Here is a 17632-nt window from a genome sequence, read left to right on the forward strand (position 1 = left end):
GGCCCAGGACATATTCCCTACATCCGGCGCCGGGATCTTTACGCTTTATTCACCCCGGCCGGCGACGTCCTTGATCGCGTCGGCGAGCTCCGGCCAGACCGCGCGCGGCAGGTTGTGCCCCATCCCCGGGAGCACGACCAGCTCCGCACCGGGGATCGCCTCGGCCGTCGCCTTGCCGCCGCTGACGTTGATCAGGGGGTCGGCGTCGCCGTGGACGACCAGGGCCGGCAGCCGGACGTCCCGGAGACGTGCGGTGCGGTCGCCGGACGCCACCACCGCCGCCGCGTGGCGGAGCGTGCCCACCGGGTGCCGCGCGCGGTCGTAGTGCAGGGCCGCCTTGGCCAGCAGGAACGCCTCGTCGTCCGGGTAGCCGGGGGAGCCGAGCCGCCGGTAGCCCTCGACGCTGTCGGCGAGCGCCTGTTCGCGGGTCGTGGCCGGCGGCCGGGTCAGCAGCGCCAGCGCCCACGGCTCGGCCTGCCCGACTCCCCGGTCGCCGGTGGTCGACATGATCGACGTGACCGACCGCAGCCGGTCCGGGTGGTCGATGGCCAGCTGCTGCACGATCATCCCGCCCATCGACGCTCCCACGACGTGCGCGCGGTCGATGCCGAGCGCGTCGAACAGCCCGACGGCGTCGTCGGCCATGTCCGACAGCGTGTACGGCGCACTCGACAGATCACCGGCGGCCAATGCGGCCAGGTCCGGCGGGGGCAGGTGGTCGAGCCAGGTGGAGAGCCCGACGTCCCGGTTGTCGTAACGCACCACGAAGAACCCGCGGCCGGCGAGCAGTTCGCAGAAACCGTCCTCCCAGGTGATCATCTGGGCGCCGAGGCCCATCACGAGGACCAGCGGCGGTGCTGCCGGATCGCCGAAGGTGTCGTACTCGAGCTCGAGACCGTTGGCCTGTGCGCGTGCCATACCCCGATCCTGCCGTACCCGTGCGGAGCTGGCACCGGGCCGGGCGGTGCGGATACCGTTACGCCCCATGCCGACCTCATCCTCGGGCACGGGACAGCGTCCACGGTCACGGGCCGCGGCGGGACTGCCGGCGCTGACAGCCGACTGCATCGTCAGCGCGGCCACCACCCTCACCGCCCAGCGCGGCCTGGACAACTGGACGCTGCGGGAGCTCGCCCGCTCGGTCGAGGCCTACCCGGCGGTGATCTACCACCACGTCGGCGACCGGGACGCGGTGGTGAACGCCGTCGTCGACCGGGTCGTCGGGCTGCTGGAGCTGCCGGCCGAGCAGCTGCCGTGGCAGGAGTGGTTCACCGAGCTGCTGGCCGGCCTGCGTGCGGTGCTGCGGACCTACCCGGGCTGCGCGCGGCGGCTGGCGCTGTTCGGCCCGTCCGTCAAGGCGGCCACGCGCACCATCGACGCGGGCGTCGGCGTGTTGCTGACCGCCGGGTTCGGCCGCGAGAGCGTGCTGGCCTACAACCTGCTGCTGATGACCGCGTGCCAGTTCGTCGCGATGGAGGACGACCGCGACGGCGCGCTCGCGCTCCGGATCGACAACACCGAGGAGTACGCCACCTACCGCGAACGGGCCGACCTGCCCGGGATGGCCGAACTGGGCGCGGCGATGCACGACCTGATGGGTGACCCGGACCTCGCCTCGGGCTATTACGCCCAGCTCTACGACTATGCCGTCCGGCGGTGTCTCGACGGCCTCGCCCACCGGCTGGTCGAACTGCACGAATCGGACAGCGAAGGTTGACAGCGACTTGACAGTGCCCCGGCGTACCGTGGACGTGCGTCGGTGGTTCGCCACTGACCCGGAGCCCCTGGCGCCCTCCTCCCCCTCGTGGCGTCGGGGGCTTCGGTCTACCCGGAATCGCCCTGCCGCGGCGCCGGCGGGCCGGTGCGCGGCGGCGCCGCCCGGATGGCCGGGAAGATCTCGCCGACCAGCGTCACCAGCGACTTCGACAGCAGCAGGTGCACCTGGTCGCGCGTCAGTGACCCGCGCACGAGCCATTCCCGCCCCGCCGACTTCACCATCCCGCCGAACGCACGCACCAGCGCGTTGAGCTCGGCCCCGTGCTCGCTCTCCCGCGACAGCCCGACGGCTTCCAGCACGCGGTCGGCGGATTCGCGGTCGGCTTCTTCGAGGATGCGCTCCACCTCGAGGTCGCGGCCGATGCCCTCGGGTGCGATCGCGGCCAGCCACATCCGCTCCTGGCTGGTGACCATGTCGAGGAACCACTCGATGGCGACGTCGGCGCGCAGCTCCAGGGGCCCGTCGGGGAGGATCTCGACGGCCAGCCGCGGCACGGTCAGCGCCCGGCGGATGATTTCCAGGTACAGCTCGCGTTTCGTGCCGAAGTAGTGGTTGATCAGCCCCCGCGCCACCCCCGCCGCCGCGGCTATGTCCGAAGTGGACACTGCGGAGTAGGGACGTTCACCGAACAGCCGCGCCGCACAAGCGTAGATCTGTTCCTTCCGTTCGTCCGGTTCCAGTCTTCGCCATCTCGGCGCCGGCTCGGTGTTCATCCGCCCATCGTCGCACGGGGCGTTGCGCCGGGCAGGGTAGTCCGCACGATGTCGGACGGGCTCCCACGATCGGGGCACGGTCAGTCCGGGAGAGTGATCGGCGCGATGTCCGCGAAGCCGTCACCCGGGCCCGGGTTCGCCGGATCGGTCGTCCCGCCGAAGTGGTGCAGCACGCCCCACACGGCGTTGAGCGCCGTCTGCACCGCGCCCTCGGCCCAGCCCGCCGTCCACGAGATGTCGTCGCCCGCCAGGAACAGGCCCCGGTACCGCGCCGGCAACTCGTCCTGCACGAAGTGCGTGAACAGCCGCTGCTGGTAGCGGTAGTGCCCGGGCAGGTTGGCCTTGAACGCGCCCATGAAGTGCGGTTCCGCCTCCCAGGACACGGTCACCGGGTCGCCGATGATGTGCCGCCGGACGTCGACGCCGGGGTAGATCTCGCGCAGGGACTGGAGCATCACCTCGACGCGCTCGCTCACCGGGAGCGGCAGCCACTTCAGCGAGTCGTCGGCCCACGTGTAGGACAGGCAGATCACCGCGGGCTTCCCCGGGTCGTCGCCGAGCAGGTACGTGCCGCGGGGCATCCGGTCGGTGAGCGTCATGCTCATCGCGTCACGGCCGGTCGCCGGATCGCGGTCCAGCCAGAACGGCCGGTCGACCGGCACGAACACCTTCGACGACGCCATGTAGTGCGTGCGCTCGATCGCCGTCCAGTGGTCGATCGGGAACAGCGCTTCGTCGCACTCGATGTTGGACAGCAGCATCCAGCTCTGCGCGGTGAACACCGCGGCCGGGAACGTCCTGATGTGCCCTTCGGTGTCCGTCACGGTGATGTTGCCGGGGGCCGTGCGGTGCAGCCGCGCGACGCCGGGCCGCGGCCGTTCGCCGTGCAGCGTGCTCAGGCTCGTGCCCGCCGGCCAGAAAGCGGAGTCTTGCGGGGCGTGCTCCCACAACCGCAGCGGGAGCTGCCTGCTGCCGCCGGCGATGCTGCGGTGCTCGTCGTCGGCGCCGGTGTAGACCACCCGCAGGATCTCCAGGATGGAGTTCGGGAAATCGGTGTCCCAGCCGCCGGTGCCGAAGCCGACCTGGCCGAAGATCTCGCGGTGGCGGAAGGAGGCGAACGCGGGGGAGTCGCAGAGGAAGCCGTAGAACGTCTGGTTGTCCAGCCGCGGGATCAGCTCGTTCCACAGCCGCTTGATCGTCTTCGCGTCGCGGTCGCGGATCGCCGTCTGCATCTCGGCGAAGGAAGCGTGCTCGGCCAGGGTCCGGTCCCAGGCCGCGGCGACGTCGTGGAAGACGGCGGGCAGGTCCGCGGGCGTGCGTGCGTAGTGGCTCTGCCCCTTCAGGTCCACGACGGTGCTCGGCGTCCCCGGCGCCAGTGGGTTCGGGAACGGCGTGGTTTCGAGCCCGACCTTGTCGATGTAGTGGAACAGCGCGGTCGACGCGGGCGGGAAACGCATCGCGCCCATTTCGGCGACGACGTCGTCCGGGCAGCCGGGGAACCGCACGGTGCGCAGCCGGCCGCCGAGCTCGGCGATCTCGTAGACCACCGGCCGCAGGCCCAGCTTCATCAGCTCGTACGCGGTGACGATGCCGGAGAGGCCGCCGCCGATCACGGCGACCTCGGTGCCGTGCCGTCCGGCGGGCAGCGTGCCCAGGCCGGCGGAGTGGGCGAGGTAGTCGTCGTAGGCGAACGGGAAGTCCGGGCCGAACATCGTGATCGGGCGGCCCGCCGGTTCGTCGTGGTGGATCGCGGTCGGGACGGCGGAGGTCATGCGGTGGTTCCCCGGTACAGGTCGGGCCGTCGGTCGGCCAGGTGGGTGTTTTCCAGGCGGGACGCGGCCAGTGCGTCCCGGGTGACGTCGGCGGCGATCACGCCGGGCCCGGAGCCGGCGCGGGCCAGCACCTCGCCGGTCGGCGCCACGACGCAGGACCGGCCGCAGTAGGTCAGCTCCCGCTCGGTGTCGCAGCGGTTCGCGTAGGCGACGAACAGCTGGCTTTCGTAGGCCCGTGCGGGCACGAGCGTGTCGGCAACGATTTCGTACGGGCTCATCAGTGCGGTCGGCACGACCAGCAGTTCGGTGCCGGCGAGCGCGTGCGCCCGGACCAGCTCCGGGAACTCGACGTCGTAGCAGATGAGCAGCCCGATCCGGACGCCACCGAGGTCGGCCTGGACCACGGGCTCGTCGCCGGGGGTGAACCACGCCTTGTCGAGGTCGCCGAAGAGGTGCGTCTTGCGGTAGTTCGCGAGCCGGCGGCCGGTGGCGTCGACGAGCTGGACGCTGTTGTAGACGTGCTCGCCGTCGGTTTCGGGATAGCCGTACGCCAGTGCGGTGCCGCGTTGCCGCGCCAGTGCGGTCATCCGGGCCGCGGTGGGCCCGTCGGCGGGTTCGGCGAGCTCGTGCGTGCGCGCGCCGATGTGGTAGCCGGTGGTGATCATCTCCGCGGTGACGACGAGGTCGGCGTCGATCCGGGGCAGGTCGCCGAGCGGGCCCTGGTGGATGGCGACCTTCATGCCAGCCTCGACTTCCGGATCCCGTAGCCGAAGTAGATCAGCAGGCCGAGCACCATCCAGGCGCCGAAGACCAGCCAGGTGGCGCCGTCGAGGCTGAGCATCATGTACCCGCAGCAGAGCACGCCCAGGATCGGCGTGACCGGCGAGAACGGGACGCGGAACGTGCGCGGGCGGTCGGGCTGGCGCTTGCGGAGCAGCAGGACCGCGATGTTGACCAGGCCGAACGCGAACAGCGTCCCGATGCTGGTGGCGTCGGCGAGCTTCCCGAGCGGGATGAAGGCGGCCAGGGCGGCGACGAAGGCCGAGACCACGAGGGTGTTGATCCGCGGGGAGCCGGTCTTCGCGTCCACTTCGGACAGCGCGGCCGGGACCAGGCCGTCGCGGGACATCGCGAACAGGATGCGCGTCTGTCCGTAGAGGACGGTCAGCACGACGCTGGAGATCGCCACGATCGCGCCGACGGCCAGCAGCCCGGCCCAGAACGGGTTGTCCGAGACGACGTCGAGCACGTGCGAGAGCGCGGCTTCCTGGCCGTCGAACTGCTGCCACGGCAGGGCGCCGACGGCGGCCACCGCGACCAGGCAGTACAGCACGGTGACGATGCCGAGGGAGAGCAGGATCGCCCGCGGCAGGTCGCGTTGCGGGTTCTTCGCTTCCTCGCCGGCGGTCGAGGCCGCGTCGAAGCCGATGTAGGAGAAGAACAGCTTGGCGCCGCCGGCGCTGAGCCCGGCCAGCCCGAGCGGCAGGAACGGCGTGAAGTTCTTCGCCTGCACCGCGCTGAAGGCGATCGCGCAGAACAGCACCAGCGTGCCGATCTTGACCACGACCATGACGGCGTTGGCCCGCGCGCTCTCCTTCGCGCCGGACAGCAGCAGGAGCATCGCGAGGACGACGACCAGGATGGCGGGCACGTTGACGACCCCGCCCGAGCCGGGCGGCCCGCTCAGCGCGTCCGGGATGGCGAAGCCGAAGGCCAGCCGCAGCAGTTCGTTGAGGTACTGGCCCCAGCCGACCGCGACGGAGGCGACCGAGACGCCGTATTCGAGCACCAGGCACCACCCGCAGACCCAGGCGACCAGTTCGCCGAGCGTGGCGTAGGTGTAGGAGTACGACGAGCCGGACAGCGGGATCATCCCGGCGAGCTCGGCGTAGGACAGGGCCGAGAACAACGCCGTGACGCCGGCGAGCACGAACGAGAGCACCACGGCCGGGCCGGCCACCGGGACGGCTTCGCCGAGCACGACGAAGATGCCGCTGCCGAGCGTCGCCCCGATGCTGAGCATGGTGAGCTGCCCGAGGCCGAGCGACCGCTTCAACGTGCCATGATCACCTTCGGCGACCAGGTCGGCGACCGGTTTCCGCCGCACCGTCGCGGCTCGCAAAGTCATGCCGACGACGGTAACGGTCGTTTCCGGAGCGCAAAACAGGAGAACATTGCACGTACAGCTGAATCACAGGTGATTCATTGCACAGCGGCGTCGGATCGTGGCGATTCGTTCCGGAGCAGAATTTTTCCGATCCGGGTTGTCGGATCCCGGGGAAGCCGTTCGTGGAGGGGGTGAGCGGCCGCCACGAGGGGCGCCGCCGGGACCCACAGGGGATGAAGATGACCGACGCCCGCCGCATGTACGACCTGGTCGAGCCGATCGGCCTGGTGCCCTACTTCGCCGACGAGTCGGACGAGGCCCTGCTGGCGCTCGGCCTGCGTAACGTGTGGGACGCCTACTTCGCCGGCCGGGCCGCGCCCTTCGGCCGGTCGGTCCCGGCCGAGGTGGTCCACGCGGTCTTCTACAACTTCGCCCCCGGCGAGGTGGCCCGGCACCTCCCGAAGGTGTGGGAGCTGGCCACGCCCGAGGCGGCGCTGGCGGCCCGCGAGCGCGGCTGCGTCGCGGGGATGCGGCGGATCCTCGGTGAACTCGCCGACGACCCGCGGGTCGCCCGCGCCGCCGACCTCCTGCTGACGGCCGCGACCAGCGCCCCGGTCGGGGGCCGCCCGCTCTACGCCGCCCTGCGCGCGCTCCCGGTTCCGCAGGAGCCGGTGGCCCGGCTGTGGCACGCGGCCACCCTGCTGCGCGAGCACCGCGGCGACGGCCACACCGTCGCGTTGCTGGCCGAGGGCGTCGGCGGGACGGAGGCCCACGTGCTCCACGCCCTGTCCGTCGGCATGCCGGCGAAGGACTTCGGCCGGGTCTGGCACCTCCCGGCCGTCCAGCTGGACGCGGTCATCGACGGCATGCGCGCCCGCGGCCTCATCGGCCCCGACGGCGGGCTCACCGAAGCCGGCAAGGCCGCGAAGGACCGCGTCGAGGCCCTGACCGACCGGCTCGCGGAGCCCCCGTACGACGCCTTGACCCCCGCCGAGCTCGACCGCCTCATCGCCGACCTCGAGCCGATCTCGGCCGCCTTCCGGTCGACCTTCCCGATGTAGCCGAGCCTCCCGCACTTCCCGAGGCGGCACTTTCACGTGAAAGTGACGTGGAGGGGGTCTCTCCGGGTCACTTTCACGTGAAAGTGACCTCGCTTGGGGGGTCACGGCGGGGCGGCGGGGAGGAGGAGGGTGAACGTGGGCGGGGCGGGGCGGCTGAGCCGGAGGCGGCCGCCTTCGGCCTCGGCGAGGCCACGAGCCAGCCGGAGGCCGATGCCGTGGCCGGTGGGGGTGGTCGCGAACGGGTCCGTCTCGCCGAGGTCCGGGCCTTCGTCGGCGACGTCGATGGCGAGCGCGTCACCGGCGTCGCGGGCCAGGACGGTGACCGTGCCGCGGCCGTGCGTCGCCGCGTTGTCCAGCAGGACGCCCACGACCTGGCGGACCGCCGCGGCCGCCACGCGGGCCGGGGGCGGGTCCTCCCGGAGAATGCGCAACGTTCGCCGCTGGGGGCCGAGCAGGGCTTCGCCCGCCTGCCGGACCTCCTCGAGGATCGCGCCGAGGTCCAGCTCGGCCCGGGGTGCCCGGCGTTCCCGGCCCAGCGCCAGGAGGTCCTCGATGGTGCGTTCCAGCCGGTCGGTGGACGCGATGCCGGCGCGGATCGCCGCGTACGGGTCCGCTGCCGGGGTTTCCAGTGCGGCTTCGAGCTGCAGCCGCAGCCCGGTCAGCGGCGTGCGCAGCTGGTGGGACGCCTCCGCCGAGAACGCCCGCTCGCGCTCCAGCGTCGAACCGATCCGGGCCGCGGTGGCGTCCAGCGTCTCGCCGACCTGGTCGATCTCGGGGATGCCCGCGCGCGGCGACCGGGCCGTGAAGTCACCGTCGCCGAGCCGCTCGGCCGCCGCGGCCAGCTCCTCCAGGGGCTGAACGAGCCGCTTCGTGAACCGCCGGGCCAGCAGCCAGCTCACTCCGGTCGTCGCGACCGCGAGCCCGGCCATGCCGAGCCAGGTCAGGATGATCCGCAGCCGTAGCTGGGACTCCGGCACCGCGGCGCGGACCACACCGGTCACCCGGGGCCCGCTGACCACCGGCACCGCCAGCGCCATTTCCTCGCCTTCGAGGCCGATGACGACGTCCACCGTGGCCTTTGCCGCCTGTCGCTCGACCGGGCCGGCGACGGCGGGCCCGCGCCCGGCGAGCAGCCGTCCGTCCGGGCTGTAGATCCCGACGTCGGCGTCTTCGTCCTCGTCTTCGCCGGACGGCGGCATGTCGGGTGTCAGGCCGGCGTTCAGCTCGTGCGACACGGCGAGCGCGACGGAATCGGCAGCGCGCTCCAGTTCGGACTTGGTGTTGTCGTGGTAGTACTGCCACACCGCGAAGCCCAGGGGGAGCGCGAACAGCATGGTCGCGACCAGGGCGGCCAGCACCGTCAGCGAGGTGATCCGGCGGCGCACGGCTACCCTTCGGCCGCGGACCGGGCCGGGTCTTCCAGCCGGTAGCCGTGCCCGCGCAGGGTGACGATCCGCGGCACCTCGTCGCCGGGCTGGGACGCGCAAGCGGACAGCTTGCGGCGCACCGCCGCGATGTGCACGTCCAGCGTCTTCGTGGAGCCGTACCAGTGCGCGTCCCAGACCTCGGACATCAGCGTCTCGCGGCTGACCGCGACGCCGGGCTGCTCGGCGAGCCGGGCCAGCAGGTCGAACTCCTTGGCGCGCAGCACCACCTCGCGCCCGCACAGGGTGGCGCGACGGCCGGCGATGTCGACGGTCAGCCCGCCGATGGTCACCGGGGGCCGGGCCCCGGCCGGCGCGCCGCGCCGTAGGTGCGCCCGCACCCTGGCCAGCAGCTCGCCCAGCCGGATCGGCTTGGTGAGGTAGTCGTCGGCGCCGGCGTCGAGGCCGACGACGACGTCCATCTCCTCCTGCCGCGCGGTGAGGATGACGAGGACGGCGGCGGGCAGCGCGGCGCGCAACCGGCGGCAGACCTCGACACCGTCGAGGTCGGGCAGGCCGAGATCGAGCAGCACGAGGTCGAAATCGCCGGATTCGGCGGCCTGCAGGGCGGTCCGCCCGTCGCGCCGCCAGCACACCTGGTGACCGTGCAGTCGCAGGGTCGATTCGAGCACGCTGCCGATCGCGGCGTCGTCTTCCACCACCAGCAGGTTCGGCATGCCGGAAGCCTAACCAACGCGGCGCCGGATTCCGGACGGCTGTGGCCTATTCCGCCCGTGTCCCGAGGCCGATCTGCGATATCCGCACCGACGCGGCGGCGACGGCTTCGGTGAACGCGGCGACGTCGCCGGGCTCGAACCGGCTGCTGGGCCCCGTGATCGCCAGCGCCGCCAGCACCCGCCCGTCGCCGTCGTGCACGGGCGCGGCGACGCTGGACGCGCCGGGCTCCGGCTCGCCGTGGCTGACCGCTGCCCCCTCGGTGCCGTCGAGGACCCGCCCGGCGGCCCCGAAGCCGAGCGGCAACTCGTCGCCGACGCGCCCGACGTGCCGGATGGCCAGTGGTCCCTCCTGCTGGGCGACGCAGACCAGTACGGACGTACTGCGCACGTAGAGGTTGACGGTCTCCCGGCACTCACCGGCCAGCTCGCGCAGCACCTGGCGGACCGGCTCGGGCAGCTGCCACGCCGTGTTCGCCAGCTGCGCCCAGCGCAGCATCCCGGGCCCGACGGTGATCCGCCCGTCGGGCCGCGTCCACAGCAGGCCGCGCTGCTCACAGGTGGCGACCAGCCGCAGCACGGTCGTCTTCGCGAGGCCGCTCGCCGCGGTGAGGTCCTTGACGGCCCAGGTCCGGCGCTGTTCCGTGAAGAGAGCGAGCAGGTCGAACGCGCGGAGCACGCTCCGGACCGATCCGTCTTCATCCGCCTTCATGCGTGACCCCCATCCGCCTGGTGGACTCAGCGTACCGCCAGGCGGACCGTTTCAGGCCACGTATCGCTCGAACGCCGTAACGGTCTCCGCGAGCACGTCCCCGCCGGGCCGGGCCCACAGGTCCGCGTTGAACACCTCGACCTCGATCGGCCCGGTGTAGCCCGCGGCCTCGACGGCCGCGCGCAGGTGGCGGTGGTCGATCGGGCCGTCGCCGGGCAGGGCGCGGCCGAGCAGCGGGTCCGGCAGCGGCACGAGGACGTCGCAGACGTGGAACCCGGCGATCCGGCCGGCGGCCGCGGCGATCGACTCCTCGATCCGCGGGTCCCACCAGACGTGGAACTCGTCCACGATCACGCCGACCTGGTCGGCGGGGTGCTCCAGCGCGATCGCCAGCGCCTGCTCCACTGTGGACAGCACCGACCGCTCCGCGCACTGCATCGGGTGCAGTGGCTCCAGGCCGAGCCGGACCCCACGTTCCCCCGCGTACGGCGCCAGCGAGCCCACCGCATCGGCGACGCGCTGCCGGGACGCGGCCAGGTCGTTGCCCGCGATCCCGCCCACCACCAGCACGAGCACGTCGGCGCCGAGCGCGGCGGCCTCGTCGATCGCCTCGAGGGTCTGCGCCACACCGTCCACAGGGGACCCTTCCGGCGTCACGCCGGTGAAGAACCCACCGCGGCACAACGACGAAACCCGCACCCCGTGCTCCTTGAGCAGCCGCGCGGCCTCGTCGACGCCGGTCTCGGCGACCTTGTCGCGCCACAGCCCGATCCAGCCGACGCCCGCCTCGGCGCAGCCGGCCACCGCCTCGGGCAGTGACCAGGACTTCGTGGTGATCTGGTTGAGGCTCAGCCGCGGGTCCATCACCCGACCCCCGCGACCTGCAGCAGCGGCCGCATCCGGGCCTCGGCCAGGTCGGGGTCGGCCAGCACGCCGGCCTCGTCGGCCAGGCGCAGCAGCGTCGCCAGGTGGGTGATCGTGCGCGCGGATTCCTGGCCGGCGATCATCCGGAAGTGGTTCTGGTGGCCGTTGAGGTGGGCCAGGAACACGACGCCGGTCTTGTAGTGCCGGGTCGGCGCGCGGAAGATCTCGCGGGACAGCGCCACGGTCGGGTCGAGCAGGGCGTGGAACCCGGCCCGGTCGCCCTCGTCCAGCCGGCGCAGCCCCGCCGCGGCGACCGGCGCGATCGGGTCGAAGATGCCGAGCAGGGCTTCGCTGTGGCCTTCGGCGTCCCCGGCGATCAGCTCGGGGTAGTTGAAGTCGTCGCCGGTGTAGCAGGCGACGCCGTCCGGGAGGGCCCGGCGGAACTCGATCTCGACCTTGGCATCGAGCACCGACACCTTCACCCCGGCGATCGCGCCGGCGTGCTCGCGGCACAGCGCCGCCAGTTCGCGGGCGGCGGCGCGGACGTCGTCGTGGCCCCAGTAGCCGGCCAGCGCCGGGTCGAACTGCTCGCCCAGCCAGTGCAGCAGGACCGGGCCGCCCGCCTCGGACAGCAGCTTTCCGTACGCCGCGTGGTAGTCGTCCGGGCTCTTGGCAGCGGCGGCCAGCGCGCGGCTGGCCATGACGACCGGGACCGCGCCCGCGCCGGCGACCAGGTCGAGCTGCTCGCGCCAGGCGTCCACAATGGACGCCACGGTGGCCGGTCCCGGCGGCAGCTGGTCGGTGCCGACGCCGGCGCACCAGGGCCGCCCGGCCGCGACCGCGCCGGTGCGGGTTACCAGGTCCTGCGTCGTCGTCCAGTCGAGGCCCATGCCGCGCTGCGCGGTGTCCATCGCTTCCGCGACGCCGAGCCCGGACGACCAGAGGTGCTCGCGGAAGGCCAGCGTCGTGTCCCAGTCCACGGCGTAGGGCTCGTCGGCCAGCGCGTCCGCGACGACGTGCGCGGCGGCGTAGGCGATGCGCGAGGTCGGCGGCGACAGTGGCGTCGGCGGTGACGTCGGCGGGGGCGCGGGGGGCCGTGGCCCGGACGGCGACCAGTTCAGCAGCTCGCCGCCGGGGGCCGGGAGCACGAGCATCGGGGACCTCCGGAAGGATCAGAAAGCGCTTTCTCAACCCACGGTAGGGCCTGTGCCGCGCCGCGACAAGGCCCGGTGGGCCTCAGCGTTTGGGGCGTCCGGTGCTTTCGCGCAGGACGACTTCGCCGGCCAGCCGGACCGTCCGCGGCCGGGTGCCCGCGGAGCCCTTGATCGCCAGGTCCATGGCGCGTTCGCCGAGTTCCTCCAGCGGCAGCCGCACCGTGGTCAGCGCCGGGGCCAGGTCGCGGACCACCGGGATGTCGTCGAACCCGGCCACCGAGAGGTCGCCGGGCACGGACAGGCCTTCCTCGCGCAACGCCGTCAGCGCGCCGATCGCCATCACGTCGGTGACGGCGAACAGGCAGGTCGGCAGCTTGCGCCTGCGACCGGCGATCAGCCGTTTCGTCGCCTCGTACCCGCCGTCGCGGCTGAACGCGGCCTCGACGACGTCGTCTTCGCGTAGTTCGATGCCGTGCGCGGCGAGCTCGTCGGAGAACCCGGCCAGCCGGTCGATCACGGTGCTCAGCCGCCGCGGCCCGGCCAGCACGGCGAACCGCTTGTGGCCGAGGCCGACGAGTTCCTTCGCCAGCGCCGCGGCGCCGCCCTTGTTGTCCGGCTGCACGGTGTCGATCTTGAGCCCGCGGTGCCTGCTGACCGCCGCGACCTGGCCGCCGCCGCGCCGGTAGGGCTCCAGTTCGGCGGCCATCGCGCGTTCCCACGCCCGGTCCTCGAACGCCGAGCCGATGAGCAGGATGGCCGCGGCCCGCTGCGCCCGCAGCGTCGAGACGTAGGCGACCTCGCGGTCCGGGTCGCGGAACGTGCCGGCGAGCATGACGAGCAGCCCGTTGTCGGTGGCCACCCGCATCACCCCGCCCGCGATGGCCGCGAAGTACGGATCGCTGACGTCGTGGCAGATCACGCCGACCGTGCGGTGGGTGCCGCCGGCGAGGGCCTGTGCGTGCGCGTTGGGGGCGTAGGCCAGTTCGGCCGCGGCGGCGGACACCCGCTCCCGCAGGTCGGCGCGGACGGACGCGGTGCCGTTGAGCACCCGCGACGCCGTCGCGAGCGAGACGTTCGCGCTGCGTGCCACGTCTTCGAGTGTCACGTGCGGCCGGGCCTTCATGGCTGGCTCCTCCAAGAGTCGGTCTCGAGTGTCTCGGCGTGCTCGGTCGGTGCAATCTACTGGGAGGAGGGTGTGCCGCGAGAAGCCGCTGCTTGGGGGACCTCCCCCGAACGAGTGAAACCGGCGGGAAGATCGCGCGCATCGCGTGTGTTGCAAACAAGGAGAACCTTCAAGTGGTGAGCCCGCCACTGCTGATCGACGCGAAAGGAACCACCCATGCTGTTCGGTGACGAGCACGTCCGCCGCTACGAGGAAACCGACGGCGAGGTCGGCCACGACTGGCAGGAAGGCGTCCCGACGCTGGTCTTGACCACCAAGGGCCGCAAGACCGGCCAGGAGCGCAAGTTCGCCCTGATCTACCAGGAGGTCGACGGCAATCCGGTGATCGTGGCCTCCAAGGGCGGCGCGCCGAACCACCCCGGCTGGTACTTCAACCTCGTCGAAACCCCCGAGGTCGGCGTGCAGGTCAAGGCCGACAAGTTCACGGCTCGCGCCCGCATCAGCTCCGGCGAGGAGCGCGCGAAGCTGTGGGAGAAGCTCGCCGCCGTCTGGCCGGACTACAACGAGTACGCGAAGAAGACCGACCGTGAGATCCCGGTCGTGGTGCTCGAGCGGCTCTGAAGTTTTTCACTGTGATCTGCGCCGCGTTCGGCGCGGGCGCGGGCCGATCCGGCCGGTCGTGGGCTACGAATGACAGTCATGGACCGCTGGACCGCCCTGGACACCGAAGGTGAGTTGCTCACCCGGCGCCAGATGATCGCCTACGGCCGGCGCTTCGCCCGCGCCGGCCGCGGCGCCTGGTACAGCTTCGCGATCGAGGTGGTCTGGCAGTTCCTCGTCCAGACCACCCGGTTCCGCGTGCGGGGCTCGCGGCACATCCCGAAGACCGGCGGGGTGCTGGTGGCGTCGAACCACCTGTCGTTCGCCGACCCGGCGACGCTCACGGCGTTCTGCCTCGCCGCCGGCCGCGTGCCGCGCTACCTGGCGAAGGCCTCGCTCTGGAAGCTGCCGGTGCTGGGCGCGGTGATGCGCTCCGGGCGGCACATCCCGGTCTACCGCGGCGCGGCGACGGCCGCGGAGGCCTACCGCGACCTGGTGGCGTCCGTGCGCGGGGGCGAATGCGTCGCGATCTTCCCGGAGGGCACCTTCTCGGACGACCCGGACGGCTGGCCGATGCGCGGCAAGACCGGCGTGGTGCGGGCGGCGCTGGAGACCGGGGCCCCGGTGATCCCGGTGGCCAACTGGGGGACCCACCACCTGCTGCCCTCGACGGCGAAGCTGCCGCGGCCGCTGCCGCGCAAGACCGTCGAGCTGATCGCCGGACCGCCGGTCGACCTGTCCGACCTCGTCGGCCGCGAGCTGACCCGCGAGGTGCTGGAGGAGGCCACGGCCCGGATCATGGCCGCGATCACCGACCTGCTGGGCTCACTGCGCGGGGAGCGGCCGCCGGTCGCCGCCTGAGGTCCCCGTCACTCCGCTGAACAGTGCCGCGAAGGGTAGCTTCGAAGCATGAGTGCACAACACTTTGATGTCGTCGTGCTGGGGGCCGGGGTGGGCGGCTACGTCGCGGCGATCCGCGCGTCCCAGCTGGGGCTGAGCGCCGCGGTGGTCGAGGAGAAGTACTGGGGTGGCGTCTGCCTGAACGTCGGGTGCATCCCGTCGAAGGCGCTGCTGCGCAACGCCGAGCTGGCGCACGTGGTGACGCAGGAGGCGAAGACGTTCGGGATCTCCTCCGACAGCCCGATCCGCTTCGACTACACGGCCGCGTACGAGCGGAGCCGGAAGGTCGCCGACGGGCGCGTCAAGGGCGTGCACTTCCTGATGAAGAAGAACAAGATCACCGAGTTCGACGGGCACGGCACGTTCGTCGACGACCACACCCTCGAGGTCAACGGCGAGCGGATCACGTTCGGCCACTGCGTCATCGCGACCGGCGCGACCACGCGGCTGCTGCCCGGGACCGCGCGCAGCGAGCGCGTCGTCACGTACGAAGAGCAGATCCTCTCGAGCGAGCTGCCGTCGAGCATCGTGATCGCCGGCGCGGGCGCGATCGGCGTCGAGTTCGCCTACGTGCTGCACAACTACGGCGTCGACGTCACGATCGTCGAGTTCCTCGACCGGATGGTGCCCCTGGAGGACGCCGAGGTGTCGGCGGAGCTGGCGCGCCGGTACCGGAAGCTCGGCATCAAGGTGCTGACGTCGACCCGCGTCGAGTCGATCGACGACTCGGGTTCGTCCGTGCGGGTGACGGTGTCCTCGGAGAAGAACGGCGAGCAGGTCCTCGAGGCCGACAAGGTCATGCAGGCGATCGGCTTCCAGCCGCGCGTCGAGGGTTACGGCCTGGACAAGACCGGCGTGGCCCTGACCGACCGCGGCGCGATCGCCGTGGACGGCCGCGGCCGCACGAACGTCGAGCACATCTTCGCGATCGGCGACGTGACGGCGAAGCTGATGCTGGCGCACGCGTCGGAGTCGATGGGCGTGGTGGCGGCGGAGACGATCGCGGGCGCCGAGACGATGGAACTCGACTTCCCGATGATCCCGCGCGCGACCTACTGCCAGCCGCAGATCGCCAGCTTCGGCTGGACGGAGGAGCAGGCCCGCGAGAAGGGCTTCGACGTCCAGGTGGCGAAGTTCCCGTTCACGGCCAACGGCAAGGCCCACGGCCTGGGCGACGCGGCCGGGTTCGTGAAGCTGATCAGCGACGCCCGCCACGGCGAGCTGATCGGCGGGCACCTGATCGGCCCGGACGTGACGGAACTGCTGCCGGAGCTGACGCTGGCCCAGCAGTGGGACCTGACCGTGCACGAGGTGGCGCGCAACGTGCACGCCCACCCGACGCTGGGCGAAGCGGTGAAGGAAGCGATCCACGGCCTCGCGGGTCACATGATCAACCTGTAGGGACGTCGAAGCGGAGCTCCGGCCGGTCCCAGCGAATCTTCGCCGGGATCGTGCCGGTGCGCCGCGCGCCCATCCGGACGTAGAACGCCAACGCGGGCGGGTGCGTAGAAGCCGAGGATCCCGCCGTCCCCGGTGGCGACGAAGGTCGGGTTGGCCTCGACGTACCCGGGGGCGATCGCGTAACCGTCCAAGATGGACGCGTAGTCGCCTTGGTGGGCCGAGGAAGCGTGCATCAGGGCGGTCAGGGTCCCGGCCTCCGTGGGGGTGGCGCGGCGGATCTCGAGTTCGGTCATGCTGCCGACCGTACGGCAGGGCGCCGACGATTTTCGTCGCTGCGTGGTTGACCTCCAGGTAACTCGAAGTATCAGACTGGCGCCATGAAAGCCGTAGCGTTCACCGAATCCGGCGGGCCCGAAGTGCTCCGCGTCCTCGACCTGCCGGAGCCGCACGCCGGGCCGGGGGAGGTCCGGGTGCGGGTCAAGGCCGCCGGGGTGCAGCCGTACGACGCCGCCGTGCGGGCCGGGTGGGAACCGCCCGGTCTGGCGCTGTCCTGGCCGCGGGTGCCCGGGAACGAGTTCGCCGGCGTCGTCGACGAAGGCGAACTCGAGGCCGGTACCGAAGTTCTCGGCTTCACCGCCGTGCGGGCCGCCGCCGAGTACATCGTCGTCCCGGCCTCCGACGTCACGCCGAAGCCGCCGGAAATGCCGTGGGAGGTGGCCGGCGGGTTCACCGCCGGGACGCAGACCGCGTCCATCGCGCTGGAAACCCTCGACCTGCGTGCGGGGGAGACGCTGCTCGTCCACGGCGCCGCGGGGTCGGTCGGCACCGCCGCCGTGCAGCTCGCGCGGCTGCGGGGCGCCCACGTGGTCGGCACCGCGAGCGAGGCCAACCAGGACTACCTGCGGGGCCTGGGCGCGACACCCGTCGTCTACGGCGAAGGACTGAAAAACCGCGTCCTGGCCGCCGCGCCGCAAGGTATCGACGTCGTGCTCGACGGGGCCGGTGGAGAAGCGCTCGACGTCTCACTCGACCTGGTGAAGGAGCGGGACCGGATCCTCACCCTCGTCGACCACCACCGGGCCGCGGAACTCGGCGTGCTCGTCTTGAAGTCCGGGCGCTCCGCCGCGCGGCTCGCCGAACTGGCCGCGCTCTACGCCAAGGGTGACTTGCGCTTCCTCGTGCGCCGGGCCTACCCGTACACCGAGGCGGTGGCCGCGCATCGGGAAATCGAAACCGGACACGGCCGCGGAAAAATAGTTCTCACGTTCTTTTGAGCACCCATCGACGTTCCAGTATGTGGACCGAGGCGCCTTCCCGACTTTGGTCGCTGGAATCCGGGCCGGTCGCTCC

Annotated in this window: 18 protein-coding genes; 6 read left to right on the forward strand and 12 right to left on the reverse strand. The window is 72.0% G+C overall.

Annotated features, from left to right (window positions below; translation table 11 throughout):
* Positions 1 to 45: 45 nt before the first annotated feature.
* Positions 46 to 918 carry an alpha/beta fold hydrolase gene (locus tag ACLJQF_RS41260; RefSeq protein ID WP_410615742.1) on the reverse strand — a complete coding sequence of 291 codons (873 nt, stop codon included), beginning with the start codon at positions 916 to 918 and terminating at the stop codon, positions 46 to 48.
* Positions 919 to 985: 67 nt separating this feature from the next.
* Here ACLJQF_RS41260 and ACLJQF_RS41265 point away from each other — a divergent pair, with 67 nt between their 5' ends.
* Positions 986 to 1717, forward strand: a complete 732-nt coding sequence (locus ACLJQF_RS41265; protein WP_410615743.1) for a TetR/AcrR family transcriptional regulator — start codon at positions 986 to 988, stop codon at positions 1715 to 1717.
* Between the two features lie 107 nt (positions 1718 to 1824).
* Here ACLJQF_RS41265 and ACLJQF_RS41270 read toward each other — a convergent pair whose 3' ends face one another.
* The 4 genes from ACLJQF_RS41270 to ACLJQF_RS41285 all read right to left on the reverse strand — a co-directional run bounded on the left by ACLJQF_RS41270 (position 1825) and on the right by ACLJQF_RS41285 (position 6390).
* Positions 1825 to 2490, reverse strand: a complete 666-nt coding sequence (locus ACLJQF_RS41270; protein WP_410615744.1) for a TetR/AcrR family transcriptional regulator — start codon at positions 2488 to 2490, stop codon at positions 1825 to 1827.
* 80 nt (positions 2491 to 2570) lie between these two features.
* Complete coding sequence (locus ACLJQF_RS41275; protein WP_410615745.1) at positions 2571 to 4262, reverse strand: flavin monoamine oxidase family protein; 1692 nt, start codon at positions 4260 to 4262, stop codon at positions 2571 to 2573.
* The gene (locus ACLJQF_RS41280) at positions 4259 to 5002 is read right to left on the reverse strand and encodes a carbon-nitrogen hydrolase family protein (RefSeq protein ID WP_410615746.1); all 744 of its coding nucleotides are present in this window, start codon (positions 5000 to 5002) and stop codon (positions 4259 to 4261) included. The genes ACLJQF_RS41275 and ACLJQF_RS41280 overlap by 4 nt, the downstream gene beginning before the upstream one ends.
* The gene (locus ACLJQF_RS41285; protein ID WP_410615747.1) at positions 4999 to 6390 is read right to left on the reverse strand and encodes an amino acid permease; all 1392 of its coding nucleotides are present in this window, start codon (positions 6388 to 6390) and stop codon (positions 4999 to 5001) included. The genes ACLJQF_RS41280 and ACLJQF_RS41285 overlap by 4 nt, the downstream gene beginning before the upstream one ends.
* Before the next feature lie 212 nt (positions 6391 to 6602).
* On the opposite strand from ACLJQF_RS41285, the gene ACLJQF_RS41290 reads away from it, so the two are divergent.
* Positions 6603 to 7430: an SCO6745 family protein gene (locus tag ACLJQF_RS41290; protein ID WP_410615748.1), complete on the forward strand. Its 828-nt coding sequence runs from the start codon at positions 6603 to 6605 to the stop codon at positions 7428 to 7430.
* Between the two features lie 101 nt (positions 7431 to 7531).
* Here ACLJQF_RS41290 and ACLJQF_RS41295 read toward each other — a convergent pair whose 3' ends face one another.
* From ACLJQF_RS41295 to ACLJQF_RS41320, 6 genes are all read right to left on the reverse strand, one after another.
* The gene (locus ACLJQF_RS41295) at positions 7532 to 8815 is read right to left on the reverse strand and encodes a sensor histidine kinase (protein ID WP_410615749.1); all 1284 of its coding nucleotides are present in this window, start codon (positions 8813 to 8815) and stop codon (positions 7532 to 7534) included.
* Positions 8816 to 8817: 2 nt separating this feature from the next.
* Entirely contained in the window at positions 8818 to 9531 is a 714-nt protein-coding gene (locus ACLJQF_RS41300) for a response regulator transcription factor (protein ID WP_410615750.1), read from the reverse strand.
* A gap of 46 nt (positions 9532 to 9577) precedes the next feature.
* A complete protein-coding gene (locus tag ACLJQF_RS41305; RefSeq protein WP_410615751.1) occupies positions 9578 to 10240 on the reverse strand; it encodes an IclR family transcriptional regulator in 663 nt (220 codons plus the stop codon).
* Between the two features lie 51 nt (positions 10241 to 10291).
* Positions 10292 to 11104: a sugar phosphate isomerase/epimerase family protein gene (locus ACLJQF_RS41310; protein ID WP_410615752.1), complete on the reverse strand. Its 813-nt coding sequence runs from the start codon at positions 11102 to 11104 to the stop codon at positions 10292 to 10294.
* Positions 11104 to 12258, reverse strand: coding sequence for a DUF993 family protein (locus tag ACLJQF_RS41315; protein ID WP_410615753.1), 1155 nt, complete (start codon positions 12256 to 12258; stop codon positions 11104 to 11106). The genes ACLJQF_RS41310 and ACLJQF_RS41315 overlap by 1 nt, the downstream gene beginning before the upstream one ends.
* A gap of 82 nt (positions 12259 to 12340) precedes the next feature.
* Entirely contained in the window at positions 12341 to 13381 is a 1041-nt protein-coding gene (locus ACLJQF_RS41320; RefSeq protein WP_410615754.1) for a LacI family DNA-binding transcriptional regulator, read from the reverse strand.
* A 216-nt stretch (positions 13382 to 13597) separates the two neighbouring features.
* On the opposite strand from ACLJQF_RS41320, the gene ACLJQF_RS41325 reads away from it, so the two are divergent.
* The 3 genes from ACLJQF_RS41325 (at position 13598) to lpdA (ending at position 16282) form a co-directional block, all read left to right on the forward strand.
* Entirely contained in the window at positions 13598 to 14002 is a 405-nt protein-coding gene (locus ACLJQF_RS41325) for a nitroreductase family deazaflavin-dependent oxidoreductase (RefSeq protein ID WP_410615755.1), read from the forward strand.
* A 78-nt stretch (positions 14003 to 14080) separates the two neighbouring features.
* Positions 14081 to 14842: a lysophospholipid acyltransferase family protein gene (locus ACLJQF_RS41330; RefSeq protein ID WP_410615756.1), complete on the forward strand. Its 762-nt coding sequence runs from the start codon at positions 14081 to 14083 to the stop codon at positions 14840 to 14842.
* Positions 14843 to 14890: 48 nt separating this feature from the next.
* Entirely contained in the window at positions 14891 to 16282 is a 1392-nt protein-coding gene (lpdA, locus tag ACLJQF_RS41335) for a dihydrolipoyl dehydrogenase (protein WP_410615757.1), read from the forward strand.
* Here the strand turns inward: lpdA and ACLJQF_RS41340 are convergent.
* Complete coding sequence (locus tag ACLJQF_RS41340; protein ID WP_410615758.1) at positions 16264 to 16575, reverse strand: hypothetical protein; 312 nt, start codon at positions 16573 to 16575, stop codon at positions 16264 to 16266. The genes lpdA and ACLJQF_RS41340 overlap by 19 nt on opposite strands.
* Positions 16576 to 16659: 84 nt before the next feature.
* Here ACLJQF_RS41340 and ACLJQF_RS41345 point away from each other — a divergent pair, with 84 nt between their 5' ends.
* Positions 16660 to 17556: an NADP-dependent oxidoreductase gene (locus ACLJQF_RS41345; protein WP_410615759.1), complete on the forward strand. Its 897-nt coding sequence runs from the start codon at positions 16660 to 16662 to the stop codon at positions 17554 to 17556.
* The last annotated feature ends 76 nt before the right edge of the window (positions 17557 to 17632 follow it).

Origin of the sequence: Amycolatopsis sp. lyj-109, assembly GCF_046548995.1 — a bacterium.
Classification (GTDB): Bacteria; Actinomycetota; Actinomycetes; order Mycobacteriales; family Pseudonocardiaceae; genus Amycolatopsis.

Coding starts and splice junctions, on each gene's coding strand:
- ACLJQF_RS41260 (WP_410615742.1), bottom strand. CDS start 918: ATGGCACGCGCACAGGCCAACGGTCTCGAGCTCGAGTACGACACCTTC.
- ACLJQF_RS41265 (WP_410615743.1), top strand. CDS start 986: ATGCCGACCTCATCCTCGGGCACGGGACAGCGTCCACGGTCACGGGCC.
- ACLJQF_RS41270 (WP_410615744.1), bottom strand. CDS start 2,490: ATGAACACCGAGCCGGCGCCGAGATGGCGAAGACTGGAACCGGACGAA.
- ACLJQF_RS41275 (WP_410615745.1), bottom strand. CDS start 4,262: ATGACCTCCGCCGTCCCGACCGCGATCCACCACGACGAACCGGCGGGC.
- ACLJQF_RS41280 (WP_410615746.1), bottom strand. CDS start 5,002: ATGAAGGTCGCCATCCACCAGGGCCCGCTCGGCGACCTGCCCCGGATC.
- ACLJQF_RS41285 (WP_410615747.1), bottom strand. CDS start 6,390: ATGACTTTGCGAGCCGCGACGGTGCGGCGGAAACCGGTCGCCGACCTG.
- ACLJQF_RS41290 (WP_410615748.1), top strand. CDS start 6,603: ATGAAGATGACCGACGCCCGCCGCATGTACGACCTGGTCGAGCCGATC.
- ACLJQF_RS41300 (WP_410615750.1), bottom strand. CDS start 9,531: ATGCCGAACCTGCTGGTGGTGGAAGACGACGCCGCGATCGGCAGCGTG.
- ACLJQF_RS41305 (WP_410615751.1), bottom strand. CDS start 10,240: ATGAAGGCGGATGAAGACGGATCGGTCCGGAGCGTGCTCCGCGCGTTC.
- ACLJQF_RS41310 (WP_410615752.1), bottom strand. CDS start 11,104: ATGGACCCGCGGCTGAGCCTCAACCAGATCACCACGAAGTCCTGGTCA.
- ACLJQF_RS41315 (WP_410615753.1), bottom strand. CDS start 12,258: ATGCTCGTGCTCCCGGCCCCCGGCGGCGAGCTGCTGAACTGGTCGCCG.
- ACLJQF_RS41320 (WP_410615754.1), bottom strand. CDS start 13,381: ATGAAGGCCCGGCCGCACGTGACACTCGAAGACGTGGCACGCAGCGCG.
- ACLJQF_RS41325 (WP_410615755.1), top strand. CDS start 13,598: ATGCTGTTCGGTGACGAGCACGTCCGCCGCTACGAGGAAACCGACGGC.
- ACLJQF_RS41330 (WP_410615756.1), top strand. CDS start 14,081: ATGGACCGCTGGACCGCCCTGGACACCGAAGGTGAGTTGCTCACCCGG.
- lpdA (WP_410615757.1), top strand. CDS start 14,891: ATGAGTGCACAACACTTTGATGTCGTCGTGCTGGGGGCCGGGGTGGGC.
- ACLJQF_RS41340 (WP_410615758.1), bottom strand. CDS start 16,575: ATGACCGAACTCGAGATCCGCCGCGCCACCCCCACGGAGGCCGGGACC.
- ACLJQF_RS41345 (WP_410615759.1), top strand. CDS start 16,660: ATGAAAGCCGTAGCGTTCACCGAATCCGGCGGGCCCGAAGTGCTCCGC.